This is a genomic window from Nocardia sp. NPDC055053 (assembly GCF_053608285.1).
Genome location: NZ_JBSGVD010000048.1, coordinates 1 through 12,299, shown reverse-complemented (window position 1 = coordinate 12,299; position 12,299 = coordinate 1). Strand labels below are relative to the sequence as shown.

The following is a 12,299-nucleotide window of genomic DNA, read 5'->3' as shown; positions in this document are numbered from 1 at the left end:
TTCTAATATCCGGGCCGGGTGTAAGTCAAGAGACCTACACTGGTCCGACATTTCAGGCGCACGCAGTGAAAGGGTTTCCACGATGGACAGTCCGGCCCCCACGCCCACCGTGACGACACTGTCCGAGGACGAACTGAGCTCCAACGCCCAGCGCGAGCGCCGCAAGCGCATCCTCGACGCCACCCTGTCGCTGGCATCCAAGGGCGGCTACGACGCCGTCCAGATGCGCGCGGTCGCCGAGCGGGCCGATGTCGCCGTCGGCACCCTGTACCGCTACTTCCCGTCCAAGGTGCACCTGCTCGTCTCGGCGCTGGCCAGGGAATTCGAGCAGTTCGAGGGCAAGCGCAGGCCGCTACCCGGCGACGGCCCGTCCGAGCGCATGCACGGCCTGCTGACCCAGATCACCCGGATGATGCAGCGCGATCCGCTGCTCACCGAGGCCATGACGCGCGCGTTCATGTTCGCCGACGCCTCCGCCGCGGCCGAGGTCGATCGCGTCGGCAAGGTGATGGACCGGGTCTTCGCCCGCGCGATGAGCGACGGCGAGCCCGACGAGCGCCAGCTAGCCATCGCCAGGGTCATCTCCGATGTGTGGCTGTCGAACCTGGTCGCGTGGCTCACCCGGCGCGCGTCGGCGACCGACGTCACGGAACGACTCGAGCTCACCGTCGACCTGTTGCTGGGCGATCGCGGATAGACGACAAATCCCCTACAGCTGTTGACACGCGTCGGCTGTGCGCCTTCCCCTTGGAAGATGCATAGCCGACGTCGCATATGCGGAACCATGCATCTACCAGCCACGCGGGCGTCTCCGATCGACCCGCGGGCATGCTGAGCTCGGCGAACAGGGTCCGCCCCGATGGGCGAAAGGCCCGGAATTAGCGACGCGGTCGCGAGCCACCGGCCGACACCGGAGCGCACAACCCGCCGCGCCGCTCGCGCGGCAAAATTGACGCAGTATTGTTTTTCGCGCCCCCTGATCAACTCCTCCCATCACTAGGTTGGATGCGTGAGCGCACAGGATCTGCCCTTGGAAGTCCGCCGTGCACTGGCGTCGGTTGCGCGCGTGCCACGGCTCTTGGTTGCCTCGGACTACGACGGGACTATCGCCCCGATCGTGTCCGACCCCGCCAAAGCGTTTCCCCAACGGGAATCGGTGAGCGCCTTACGCGCGCTGGCGGGGTTGGCGAACACGACCGCGGCGGTGATTTCCGGTCGGGCACTACGTGATCTGGCGGCGCTGTCGCGCCTGCCGGTCGAGGTGCAGCTGATCGGCAGTCACGGCTCGGAGTTCGACGTCGGCTTCGTGCACGCGATCGACAACGACGCCAAGCAGCTGCTGACGGAGATCAACTCCGCATTCACCCAGATCGCCGCCGAGAACCCCGGCGTCGCCGTCGAGATGAAACCGGCGAGCGCCGCGTTGCACGTGCGCAACGCCAGCCCCGAGATCGGCAGGCGCGCACTGAATTCCGTGCGTCAGGGCCCGGCGTGCTGGGTCGGCGTTCAGGTGACCGAGGGCAAGGCGGTGATCGAGCTCGCGGTGATCCCCACCGACAAGGGCACCGCCCTTGACACCATCCGGCACCAGGAGAGCGCCTCGGCCGCGGTGTTCTTCGGCGACGACGTCACCGACGAGAAGGCCTTCCGGGTGCTCTCCGGCCCCGATGTCGGGATCAAGGTCGGTGACGGCGAGAGCCTGGCCAAGCTGCGGGTCGATTCGACCGAGGAAGTGGCGCGGGCGCTGGCCTTCCTGGTCGAGGAACGCCGCACCTGGCTGGCCGGCGCCAGCGCGCCGCGCATCGAGCGGCTGTCCATGCTGGCCAGCCCGCGCTCGGTCGCGCTGCTCACCCCGGACGCGACGGTCACCTGGTTCTGCCATCCCGAGCCGGATTCGGCGGCGGTGTTCGCGCACCTGCTCGGCGGCGCCAACGCCGGGCACTTCACCGTGGCGCCGGAGCGGGCCGGGCTGCCGCTGTCGCAGCGGTACGTGGACGGCACGATGACCGTCCAAACCCGCTGGGCCAGTTTGCAAGTCACCGACTACCTGCCGCACGACGTCGCCCCCGACCGCACCGATCTGACCCGCGTGATCACCGGTGACGCGAAGGCCGTCGTCACCTTCGCGCCGCGGCCGGAATTCGGCCAGGTGCCGGTGCGCATCGAATCCGTGCCGAGCGGGCTGCGGGTCAGCGGCACCAACGATCCGATGGTGCTGCGCTCGCCCGGCGTGCAGTGGGAGATCCTCTCCGACGGCACCAACGAGCAGGCGCGCGCGGTGGTCGACCCGTCCGGCGCACCGGTCGTGCTCGAATTGCGCTGCGGCACCGCCGACCTCGCGCCGTCGATGACGCCGGAACACCAGCGCCGTCAACTGGCCGAGCAGTACTGGTCGCAGTGGGCGGCCGGGCTGCAGCTGCCGCCGCTCAAGCCGGATCTGATGAAGCGCTCCGCGCTGACCCTGCGCGGGCTCGTGCACCGCCCGTCCGGCTCGATCCTGGCCGCGGCGACGACCTCGCTGCCAGAGGACATCGGCGGCGTGCGCAACTGGGATTACCGGTACTGCTGGCTGCGCGACGCGTCGCTGACCGCGCAGGCGCTGGTGACGCTTGGCTCGCTGACCGAGGCCGAGGAGTTCCTCGGCTGGACACACCGGGTCCTCGACACCCTGCCCGGCCCCGAGCGGCTGCACCCGCTGTACACGATCTACGGCGAGACGCTGCCGCCGGAAGCCGTCATCGATCTGCTGCCCGGTTACGCCGGTTCGCGGCCGGTACGCGTCGGCAACGCGGCGAACATGCAGGTGCAGCTCGACGTGTTCGGGCCGATCGTCGACCTGATCACCTCGATGGCGCACGAGCGGGAACGTCAGGGCATGATCGAGCCGGCCAAGGCGCTGCCCGACGCCGACTGGGAGCTGGTGCACGCGATGGTGTCGGCGGTGCAGCGGCGCTGGACCGAGCCCGATCACGGCATCTGGGAGATCCGCGGCAATCCGCGTCACCACGTGTACTCGAAGGTGATGGGCTGGCTGACGATCGATCGCGCGCTGACCCTGGCCGAGCGCTTCGACCGCCCGGCCGATCCCGAGTGGGCGCTGCTGCGCGACACCATCGCCGACGAGGTGAAGGCCAAGGGCTGGAACGACGAGGTGCAGTCCTACACCGCCGCCTACGACGGCACCGATCTCGACGCCGCCACCCTGCACATCGGGCTGAGCGGCCTGATCGACCCGGCCGACCCGCGTTTCGCCGCGACGGTCATCGCGACCGAGGCCGAATTGCGCAGCGGCGCAACGGTCTACCGCTACCACCACGACGACGGCCTGCCCGGCGGCGAGGGCGGGTTCCACCTGTGCGCCGCCTGGCTGGTCGAGGCGTACCTGCTCATCGGCAGGCGCTCGGACGCCGAGGCACTGTTCGCCCAGCTGGTCGCGGCCGCGGGGCCGACCGGCCTGCTGAGCGAGGAGTACGACCCCGTCGCCGAACGCTCACTGGGCAACCATCCCCAGGCCTACAGCCACCTTGGCCTGCTGCGCTGCGCCCAGCTGCTCAGCCACCCGGCCGACGTACTGGTCTGACGGTTTCCCGACAAGCCGGGCTCGAACTCGAGCCCGGCTTTTCGGTGTGATTCGTACCGGACGCAGACCTTCCGCCAGGACGGCCGCCACAGATCCGTCGTCCACCCTGATGCGGGCCGCTCGAGTACAACCGAGTTGCAGTCTGTCTCCGCGCGGAATATTGTCCGGCGGGATACGGGGAACTTGAAGCCGCAGTTTTGGGAGTTAATGGGGTGGGGTCGTGACTACGGGAGAGCCTTCGACCCTTTCGATCGAGCCTGAGGAAGTTAAGGCGTTGGGGCGTTTGGCATTCCAGGTGGCGAAGGAGTGTCAGGCCGGATACGCGTCGTTGGTGATCGATATGCGGGCGACGATCGAGGCCTGGACCGGCAACAACGCGGGGGTATTCACCGCAGGGTGGGAGGAGTTCCATCTCGGTGCCGATCAGGTATGGGATGCGTTGTTCGAGCTCGCGGACAAGTTGGGGGTCACCGCCGAGACCCTGCTTGCGGTCGATGAGTCGAATGCCGCGGCGACCTACACGCTGAACCTCTGAAGCCGGAGACGACTCGCATGACCACCGAACCACAGGCCTTCTCGGTCGATCTCGACCAGCTCGAGCAGCTGACCGCTCGTATGCGCGGATACATGGCCGCAGTCACCGATGTTCTGACCGCGCTCGACGCCAAAGCCAAGGAAGTCGAGGACGTCTGGTCTGGTGCCGCGGCTGCGGCCTACACCGAGGCACACACGGAGTGGCGTGCTGGTGTCACAGACATGCAGGAGGGGTTGGCCGCGTTGGAGACGGCCGCGAAGACCGCTCACCAGAGCTACACCGATGCTGCTTCGACGGCGTTGAAGATTCTAGGCGTATGACGCCGACGATCACGAGGGTGGAAGTCGATCCCAAGGTTTACTACCAGGCCGCCACCAACTGCTTCGACGCTGCTGCGGCGCTGTTCGACAGCTTCACCTACATCTTCGGCGAACTCAACAGCTACGGCATGATGGCTGGCCGAGACGAAGACGGTCGAGCGTGGGCGGCCTCTTACGATCAGTCGGCCCGGGATGCGGTCTCGTTTTATGGGCAGACATACCAGACCCTGCGCGCGTACGGCACAGCGCTCAACGATATCGGATTCGAGCATGCCCAGTCCGATGCCAACCTCAGGGGCACCGTGCAGCCGGAAAGACCGGCCGATGCGGCATCGACGGCGACATTCGGACCCTACGCACTTCCCGCGTCCGCCGCCGGCGGGACCCCACAAGGCCTTGCTGGGACCGCGATCGATGTCCTCGACGCTATCAATTGCCCACTCCCGGACGGAAATACCGACACCCTCGCGAACGCGGCGGATGCGTGGGATCGTCTCGGCAGGATCTACCAGAACACCAACGCCAAAGACAAGATCACGATCGCTGCCAGCCTCTTCGAAGGCGTCGTCTCCGAAGACGCGACACAGGTACGCGAAGACCTGAAAACGATCGAGAACTCCATCGGCGAACTGCTGAATCTGTGCAATCAACTCAGCAAAGCCTGCACCGACTACAAAGATTCGATCGTCGAGCTCCGCAACCAGATCAATGGTTTCATCAATGACATCGTCGCGGATGCAGCACTCGATTTGGCGTTTACCGTTGTCGCATCTTGTTTGGCTCCCGGGCCGGGAACTATGCTCGCCGGCGCCAAGGCCGTTGCATCAGCAAAAAAATGGGCTACAACCATCGGCGACGCGGTCAAAGCATGGCGCGCACGAAAGATTGTGCAACTTGCGGGAGTTGCCGAGAATGCGAAAACCACAAGCAAAGCGGCTTGGAAGGCCGTAACGGACCTCTTCGAGCGGCTGAAGACCTGGATTCGCACCAAGCTGACCCCGAAGCCGTCCCTCAAGAACAATTTGGACAACGCTGCCGTATGCACAGATCGAATACTCCCCACAAAGGGGACCCCGAATTCGTATATGGTAAAGAAGGATGCGAATGGAAACGTAACCCACTATACTTACTTCGACGAGGACGGCATCGCAACCAAGCGCGTAGACCTCACAGGCAAATCTCACCACGATAAAGAAACCGGACAGGACATTCCGACACCACACGTCGTCGAGGTAAGAAAGAATCAAAATCCGAAAACGGGCGAATATTTCGGTCAAACCTTACCCAATTCCGTTCGGGCCGCCACACCGGAGGAGATACCATGATGCCATCCGATAATAACTCCACCGATACTGTGAGCAGCGCACTCGAACTTTCCATGAGCGCAGATACCAGCGTTAGAATTGACGCAATACAGAAGCTCACTCCGTGGGCCAGCCAACCGACCGTACTGGCCAGGCTCAGCGACATGCTGCATGACCAGAACGTGACCGTGATGATCGACGCCACAGAGGCCCTGGCCCGACACGGGGGAAAAGCCGGTATCCGAGCCATCGCGGCCGAGATCGGCCGGACCACCGATGACCCGGATGCTGATTACATCATGTACAAGATCGAGGAACTCGAAGCGCTCGGCGAAGTGCCGATCTTGGACACTTTGAGATCGTTCGACGTCCTCGCTGAGACCGACGATTTCCGCGATGGGCTGACCCAGATCGAACGCTACATGGGACACCATAACCCTCGGTGACAACCAGATCACGACTGCCGCGACAGCGACGTCGGCGGTCACATCGCAGATCGACCGCGCCCGATCCATGACTGTTTGCCGATTTCGACAGCTTTCCGGATGAGGCACTTTTCCAGTCTGCAACAAAACTTCCGCGTCAGTAGAAACTGGAATGGCAGAAGAAGCAGGAAGCGCGCCGCTCAGCGATGAAGAACGCGAAGCTGAACGACGGGCTTTCGACGAAGCGCGCGCAAAGTGGAGCAGAGCCCGAGGTCTGATTCTGGATCAGCACCAGGCCGGTTTCATGACGACCTGGTCGGCGCTGAGTATGAAGATTGGACACCAGGTCCAGGTTCGGACGGATAGTCTCGGACCGTCCGATGGCGAAGGTGCTTGCTACGGCGCCTGCCCAACTCCTGTCGGCGCAGGGCTCGACTTCAGGCTGGCGGCGCCGGGGGCTCGGCGCAAGGTGTCCGCGAGGCCGTAGACGTAGTTGCTGACGTTATGGACGCTGGCGGGGACCACTACATGGCCCCGTTTCCTCCTACTGGGGTGCGCATGGTGCCCGATGGTACCGCGGGCGGATCAATCTGGGCGACCTCGCGTTTCACCGAGGCTGAGGTCGAAATGTGCAGCAGCGCAATGGCCTACCGCTACAACATGACAACGATCTGCCCGGCGAAAGGGGGCTCCCCGCGCGTCGCGCCTGCCGATCGAGGCCTACCAGCTCATCGGCGAGGGCTGCCGGTCTCGACAAGTCTGGCCTGGATTCCGAGCCCGGCTTTTCGGTGTGGTTCGTACCGGGTACTCGTTGCTGCTAAAGTAAAACGGTAACGGTTTCCATTATGATCTAGGGCACAGCCTGCCTGATCGAGCACGGCCAGGAGTACTGCGTGAACAGTCGATTCGCCCGCGTGTGTGCCGGTCTCACGGCGGGAGTTGCGGCCGCGGTCGTGCTCACTGCCTGTGGCGACGGCTCCAAGGGTTCCGATGGTCTGTCGATCGTGGCGTCCACGAATGTATGGGGCTCCATCGCGACCGCGGTCGCCGGGCCCGATGTGCAGGTCACCTCGATCATCAGCGATCCCGCCGCCGATCCGCACTCGTTCGAGACCTCGGCCACCGATACCGCCAAGATCAGCGACGCCGACCTGGTCGTGTTCAACGGCGGGCACTACGACGAGTTCATCGAGAAGGCCATCTCCGGTAAGGACAAGCGGACCGTCGAGGCGTTCGAGCAGCGGGCCGACAAGAGCGACGAAAACGAGCACGTCTGGTACGACGTCAGCACCGTCGCCGCGGTCGCCGACCGGATCGCCGCCCAGCTCGGGGAGCTCGACAGCGCTAATGCCGCCGCCTATACCGAGCGGGCGACCACCTTCAAGAACCAGCTGATCGGTGTCAGCACCATCACCGGCACCATCGCCACCCAGCATCCGAACGCGCCCGTCGCCCAGTCCGAGCCGCTCGCGCACTACCTGCTGGTGGCCGCGACCGCGCAGGACAAGACCCCGCACGAGTTCCAGGAAGCGATCGAGCAGGAGACCGATCCGGCCCCGGCCGCCGTCGCCGCTACCCGCGACCTGATCACCGGCAAGCAGGTCAAGGCGCTGATCTACAACAGCCAGACCGAGGACAAGATCACCCAGGACCTGCGGGCCGCCGCGCAGTCAGCGGGCATCGCGGTCGTCGAGGTCTCCGAGACCTTGCCCGCCGGAATGGATTACGTCCAGTGGCAGACCGCGAACGCCAAGGCGCTCGCCGCGGCATTGCGCTGAGGCCGGTCATGTCCACGACCGAGGAAGCAGCGCTGACCGTCACAGCGGAGTCCGCCACCGAGCCGCAGGAGCCTGCCGCCGACGCGGCCATCCGCCTGCGCGGGGCAACCCTGTCGTTCGGAGACCGCACACTGTGGCACGGCCTCGACCTCGACGTGGCGCCCGGCGAGTTCATCGCCGTCCTCGGACCCAACGGTTCCGGCAAGACCTCGCTGCTGCGGGTGCTGCTCGGCAAGCTCGGCCTGACGGCGGGCACCGCGGAGGTCGCGGGCAAACAGGCCGACGTCGGCAATCCCGGCATCGGCTATGTCCCGCAGCAGAAGACCATCGACGCCGGGGTGCAGTTGCGCGGGGTCGATCTCGTCGGGCTCGGTGTCGACGGGCACCGCTGGGGACTTGGCTGGCGTGGGCGCGGTGAACGGGCGCGCAAGGTCGAGGCCGCTGTCGCCGCGGTCGGGGCGCAGAGTTTCGCGCACGCTCCGCTCGAGACGCTCTCCGGTGGTGAACAGCAGCGGCTGCGGGTCGCGCAGGCGCTCGTCGGCGATCCGTCGGTGCTGCTGTGCGACGAGCCGCTGCTGAGCCTGGACCTGGCCAATCAGCGACTGGTCGCCGAGCTCGTCGACAAGCGCCGCCGGGAGCACGACACGGCGGTCCTGTTCGTCACCCACGAGATCAACCCGATCCTGCCGCTGGTCGACCGGGTGCTCTACCTCGTCGACGGCGAATTCCGGATCGGCACGCCCGACGAGGTGATGACCTCGGCGACGCTGTCGGAGCTCTACGGCACCGAGGTCGAGGTGCTGCGGGTGCGCGACCGGCTGGTCGTCGTCGGGACCGGCGACGACATGGACGCCCTCGGCGGTACCGCCTGATGGACAAGCTCACCAAGGTTCTGCACCAGATGTTCGACGTCGGCACCACCGCCGACCTGCTCACCTACGACTTCGTGCAGCAGGCGCTGCTGGCCAGTGCGCTGCTCGGCCTGCTCGCCGGGCTGATCGGGCCACTGATCGTCAGCAGGCAGATGTCGTTCGCCGTGCACGGCACCAGCGAGCTCTCGCTGACCGGCGCGTCAGCGGCGCTGCTGGCCGGTGTCGGGGTCGGGATCGGCGCGATCGCCGGGTCGGTGGTCGCGGCCGTGCTGTTCGGCTGGCTGGGTTCCCGTGCGCGCGAACGTGATTCGGTGATCGCGGTGGTGCTCTCGTTCGGGCTCGGCCTGTCGGTGCTGTTCCTGTGGCTCGCGCCCGACCGGGCCGGGTCGAAGTTCTCGCTGCTGACCGGGCAGGTCGCCAGTGTCGGCTACGACGGGCTGGCGCTGCTGGTCACCTGCACCGCGGCCGTGCTCGCGGTGCTGGCCGTGGTCTACCGGCCGCTGCTGTTCGCCAGTTCCGATCCCGAGGTCGCGATCGCGCGCGGGGTGCCGGTGCGGGCGCTGTCGGTGGTGTTCGCCGTGCTGCTCGGCATCACCGCCGCGTTCGGGGTGCAGATCGTCGGTGCGCTGCTGGTGCTCGCGCTGCTGATCACCCCGGCGGCCGCTGCCGCACAGCTGACCGCGAGTCCGCTGCGGGCGACGGTGCTGTCGGTGATCTTCGCCGAGGTGTCCGCGGTGGGCGGGTTGTTGTTGTCGCTGGCGCCGGGTGTGCCGGTGTCGACCTTCGTCACCGGGATCTCGTTCACCATCTATCTGGTGTGCCGGTTCGTCGGACACCGCAACCGGCAGCTGGCCGGCGCGCGCTGATCGAGGCTGTCGGCGCCGACGCGGCCGGTCGGCTCAAAGGGCCGCGGCCCGCGCGCACCGGCGCGCAAAATACACAGCATGATCGACTTCAGTGTTCCGGATGATCTGGCCGCGCTGCGGGATCGGGTTCGCGCCTTCGTCGCTGAGCAGATCGTGCCCTTCGAACGCGATCCGCGCCTGACCGCGCACGGGCCGACCGACGAACTGCGCGCCGAACTCGTCGAACTGGCGCGGGCGGAGAAGCTGCTCACGGTGCAGGCGCCGGTCGAATACGGCGGGCTCGGCCTGTCCCATGTCGAGCAGGCGCTCGTCTACGAGGCGGCGGGCTGGTCGACGCTGGGCCCGGTCGCGATGAACTGCGCCGCGCCCGACGAGGGCAATATGTTCCTGCTCGGCAAGATCGCCGACCCGGACCAGGTCGACCGGTATCTGATGCCGGTGATCCGGGGTGAGCAGCGCTCGGTGTTCGCGATGACCGAACCGGGCGGCGCCGGCTCGGATCCGGGTCAGCTGAGCACCGAGGCGGTGTTCGACGGGGAGAACTTCGTCGTCAACGGGCGCAAGTGGCTGATCACGGGCGCCGACGGGGCCAAGACCTGGATCATCATGGCGCGCCTTGCCGAGAACCCGCACCTGCCCGCCGGGCCGACACTGTTCCTCACCGACGGCGACGCCGATGGCATCGTCATCGAGCGGATCATGAACACGATGGACCGCAACTACGTCGGCGGGCACGCGGTGGTGCGGTTCGAGAACCTCACGCTGCCGCCGTCGGCCGTGCTCGGCCGCACCGGGCAGGCCCTGCGCTACGCCCAGCTGCGACTGGCGCCCGCCCGGCTCACCCACTGCATGCGCTGGCTCGGCGCGGCCGAACGCGCCCAGAGCATCGCCCTGGACTACGCGCGCACCCGCACCGCCTTCGGCAAGCCGATCGGCGAACACGAGGGCGTGTCGTTCATGCTCGCCGACAACGAGGTGGCGCTGCACCAGTGCAGGCTGACCATCTGGCACAGCTGCTGGCTGATGGATCAGGGACAGCAGGCCAGGCACGAATCCTCGATGGCCAAGTCCTATGTCTCCGAGGAGCTGTTCAAGGTCACCGATCGCTGTGTGCAGGTGCTCGGCGGGATCGGGATCAGCGACGAGACGGTCGTGGAGATGCTGTTCCGGGATATGCGCGCGTTCCGCCTCTACGACGGTCCGACCGAAGTCCACAAGTACGCCATCGGAAGACACTTGCTGCGCGAGTAGATCCGTGTTCGATCCAGCGGCCGGTCGGTCGGCAGCCTCCGCGGCTACGCAAGCTACCGTCTCCGGCCGCTGACGCCCGGCCGCTAGTACCATTCGATCCCATGAGTTCGGAACTGCTCGTCGATGTCTCTGCCGGGGTCGCCGTGCTCACGCTCAACCGTCCCGCGCAGCAGAACGCCGTCACCCCGACGATGGCGGCCGAGCTGAGCGCCGCGCTGCACCGCTGCGATATCGAGGACGCGATCCGCGCCGTCGTCATCACCGGCACCGCGCCCGCCTTCTGCGCCGGCGCCGATCTGTCCGCCCGGGCCGGCGAGGTGAGCGCCACGCTCGATCCGCCGCCGTGGCAGGTCCGCAAGCCGGTGATCGCCGCGGTCAACGGCCACGCGGTCGGGATCGGGCTGGCGCTGGCGTTGCAGTGCGACCTGCGGTACTTCGCCGACGACGCCGTCTACGGGCTCAGCCAGGTGCGCCGTGGCGTGCTCGCCGACGGCTACGCGCACTGGACGGTGCCGCGGCTGGCCGGGCTGGCCAATGCCGCCGACATCATGCTGACCGGGCGCACCTTCGACGGCGATGAGGCCAAGTCGATGGGCCTGGCCAATGCCAGCCTGCCCGCTGGCGAGGTGCTGCCGACCGCGCTGTCGGTCGCCCACGACATCGCCACCGGGCCCGCGCCGCTGCCGGTCGCGCTGACCAAGCGGCTGATCTGGGAGAGCCTCGGCATGACGCAGGCCGTCGTCGGGCAGCTCGAATCCGAGCTCAACGCCCACGTCGCCAAGAGCGTCGACGGCGGCGAGGCGATGGCGGCGTTCAAGGAACGGCGGCAGCCGAAGTGGACGGGCCGCGTCAGCACCGAATGGCCCGCCTGGGACGTCCCCGAGGAACGTCCCAGCCTGGACTGACGCTCAGAAATTACCGTTGCAGGATCCCGCCAGGTACAGCAACGCGAACAGCACCATCAGGATGGTGCCGAGGATGCCCGCGATGTACCCGATCGTCACCTGGGAGCGCCCGGACAGCGCGCCGTAGGACGCGTCGATCTCGTTGAGCGCCCGCTTGCCGAGCACCCACGCGACCGGCCCGAAGATCCCGCAGCAGAACGGGCTGAGCAGCCCGAGCACGAGGATCAGGTTCGCCTGCGGGTGCTCGACCGTCTCACCGATCGGCTGATTGGGTATCGCCACGCACCGAATTCTACTGTGCACGAGGGCCACTGACGCCGCACTACGCGCGCAGCCGCAAAACAAACCTGGCCACGCACGCCCCGACCTCGAGGAGGGGCAGGCCGCGCAGCGGCCGTCGCGGCCGTCCCGCCGGTCAGGCGCCGTTGCGTACGCGACGAAGGAGCAAGCAACGGTGCCTGAC

Annotated in this window: 13 protein-coding genes; 11 read left to right on the top strand and 2 right to left on the bottom strand. The window is 66.8% G+C overall.

What is annotated here, in order from left to right:
* Positions 1–82: 82 nt before the first annotated feature.
* The 6 genes from kstR to ACWF82_RS30905 all read left to right on the top strand — a co-directional run bounded on the left by kstR (position 83) and on the right by ACWF82_RS30905 (position 6,185).
* On the top strand, positions 83–697 hold the full coding sequence (kstR, locus tag ACWF82_RS30930; protein ID WP_218720591.1) for a cholesterol catabolism transcriptional regulator KstR: 615 nt from the start codon (positions 83–85) through the stop codon (positions 695–697).
* 312 nt (positions 698–1,009) lie between these two features.
* On the top strand, positions 1,010–3,580 hold the full coding sequence (gene otsB / locus ACWF82_RS30925) for a trehalose-phosphatase (RefSeq protein ID WP_452506929.1): 2,571 nt from the start codon (positions 1,010–1,012) through the stop codon (positions 3,578–3,580).
* A 220-nt stretch (positions 3,581–3,800) separates the two neighbouring features.
* Positions 3,801–4,115 (top strand): WXG100 family type VII secretion target, encoded by a 315-nt coding sequence (locus ACWF82_RS30920; RefSeq protein WP_452506927.1) that lies wholly within the window; start codon positions 3,801–3,803, stop codon positions 4,113–4,115.
* 17 nt (positions 4,116–4,132) lie between these two features.
* Positions 4,133–4,435, top strand: coding sequence for a WXG100 family type VII secretion target (locus ACWF82_RS30915; RefSeq protein ID WP_452506925.1), 303 nt, complete (start codon positions 4,133–4,135; stop codon positions 4,433–4,435).
* A complete protein-coding gene (locus ACWF82_RS30910) occupies positions 4,432–5,760 on the top strand; it encodes a polymorphic toxin type 24 domain-containing protein (protein WP_452506923.1) in 1,329 nt (442 codons plus the stop codon). The genes ACWF82_RS30915 and ACWF82_RS30910 overlap by 4 nt, the downstream gene beginning before the upstream one ends.
* Entirely contained in the window at positions 5,757–6,185 is a 429-nt protein-coding gene (locus ACWF82_RS30905) for a hypothetical protein (protein ID WP_452506921.1), read from the top strand. Before ACWF82_RS30910 ends, ACWF82_RS30905 begins: the two co-directional genes overlap by 4 nt.
* A 136-nt stretch (positions 6,186–6,321) precedes the next feature.
* On the opposite strand, the gene ACWF82_RS30900 is transcribed toward ACWF82_RS30905, so the two are convergent.
* Positions 6,322–6,507 (bottom strand): hypothetical protein, encoded by a 186-nt coding sequence (locus tag ACWF82_RS30900; RefSeq protein ID WP_452506919.1) that lies wholly within the window; start codon positions 6,505–6,507, stop codon positions 6,322–6,324.
* A 550-nt stretch (positions 6,508–7,057) separates the two neighbouring features.
* Between ACWF82_RS30900 and ACWF82_RS30895 the strand changes: the two genes are divergently transcribed.
* The 5 genes from ACWF82_RS30895 (at position 7,058) to ACWF82_RS30875 (ending at position 11,836) form a co-directional block, all read left to right on the top strand.
* Positions 7,058–7,942: a metal ABC transporter solute-binding protein, Zn/Mn family gene (locus ACWF82_RS30895; protein ID WP_452506917.1), complete on the top strand. Its 885-nt coding sequence runs from the start codon at positions 7,058–7,060 to the stop codon at positions 7,940–7,942.
* An 8-nt stretch (positions 7,943–7,950) separates the two neighbouring features.
* Positions 7,951–8,814 carry a metal ABC transporter ATP-binding protein gene (locus ACWF82_RS30890; RefSeq protein WP_452506915.1) on the top strand — a complete coding sequence of 288 codons (864 nt, stop codon included), beginning with the start codon at positions 7,951–7,953 and terminating at the stop codon, positions 8,812–8,814.
* Positions 8,811–9,680 (top strand): metal ABC transporter permease, encoded by an 870-nt coding sequence (locus tag ACWF82_RS30885; RefSeq protein ID WP_379309752.1) that lies wholly within the window; start codon positions 8,811–8,813, stop codon positions 9,678–9,680. The genes ACWF82_RS30890 and ACWF82_RS30885 overlap by 4 nt, the downstream gene beginning before the upstream one ends.
* Before the next feature lie 78 nt (positions 9,681–9,758).
* Entirely contained in the window at positions 9,759–10,931 is a 1,173-nt protein-coding gene (locus ACWF82_RS30880) for an acyl-CoA dehydrogenase family protein (RefSeq protein WP_452506914.1), read from the top strand.
* Positions 10,932–11,032: 101 nt separating this feature from the next.
* Positions 11,033–11,836 carry an enoyl-CoA hydratase/isomerase family protein gene (locus tag ACWF82_RS30875; protein WP_452506912.1) on the top strand — a complete coding sequence of 268 codons (804 nt, stop codon included), beginning with the start codon at positions 11,033–11,035 and terminating at the stop codon, positions 11,834–11,836.
* Positions 11,837–11,839: 3 nt separating this feature from the next.
* Here the strand turns inward: ACWF82_RS30875 and ACWF82_RS30870 are convergent, their stop codons facing one another.
* Positions 11,840–12,118, bottom strand: a complete 279-nt coding sequence (locus ACWF82_RS30870; protein WP_379037537.1) for a DUF4190 domain-containing protein — start codon at positions 12,116–12,118, stop codon at positions 11,840–11,842.
* Positions 12,119–12,299: the final 181 nt, after the last annotated feature.

Coding starts and splice junctions, on each gene's coding strand:
- kstR (WP_218720591.1), top strand. CDS start 83: ATGGACAGTCCGGCCCCCACGCCCACCGTGACGACACTGTCCGAGGAC.
- ACWF82_RS30915 (WP_452506925.1), top strand. CDS start 4,133: ATGACCACCGAACCACAGGCCTTCTCGGTCGATCTCGACCAGCTCGAG.
- ACWF82_RS30910 (WP_452506923.1), top strand. CDS start 4,432: ATGACGCCGACGATCACGAGGGTGGAAGTCGATCCCAAGGTTTACTAC.
- ACWF82_RS30905 (WP_452506921.1), top strand. CDS start 5,757: ATGATGCCATCCGATAATAACTCCACCGATACTGTGAGCAGCGCACTC.
- ACWF82_RS30890 (WP_452506915.1), top strand. CDS start 7,951: ATGTCCACGACCGAGGAAGCAGCGCTGACCGTCACAGCGGAGTCCGCC.
- ACWF82_RS30880 (WP_452506914.1), top strand. CDS start 9,759: ATGATCGACTTCAGTGTTCCGGATGATCTGGCCGCGCTGCGGGATCGG.
- ACWF82_RS30875 (WP_452506912.1), top strand. CDS start 11,033: ATGAGTTCGGAACTGCTCGTCGATGTCTCTGCCGGGGTCGCCGTGCTC.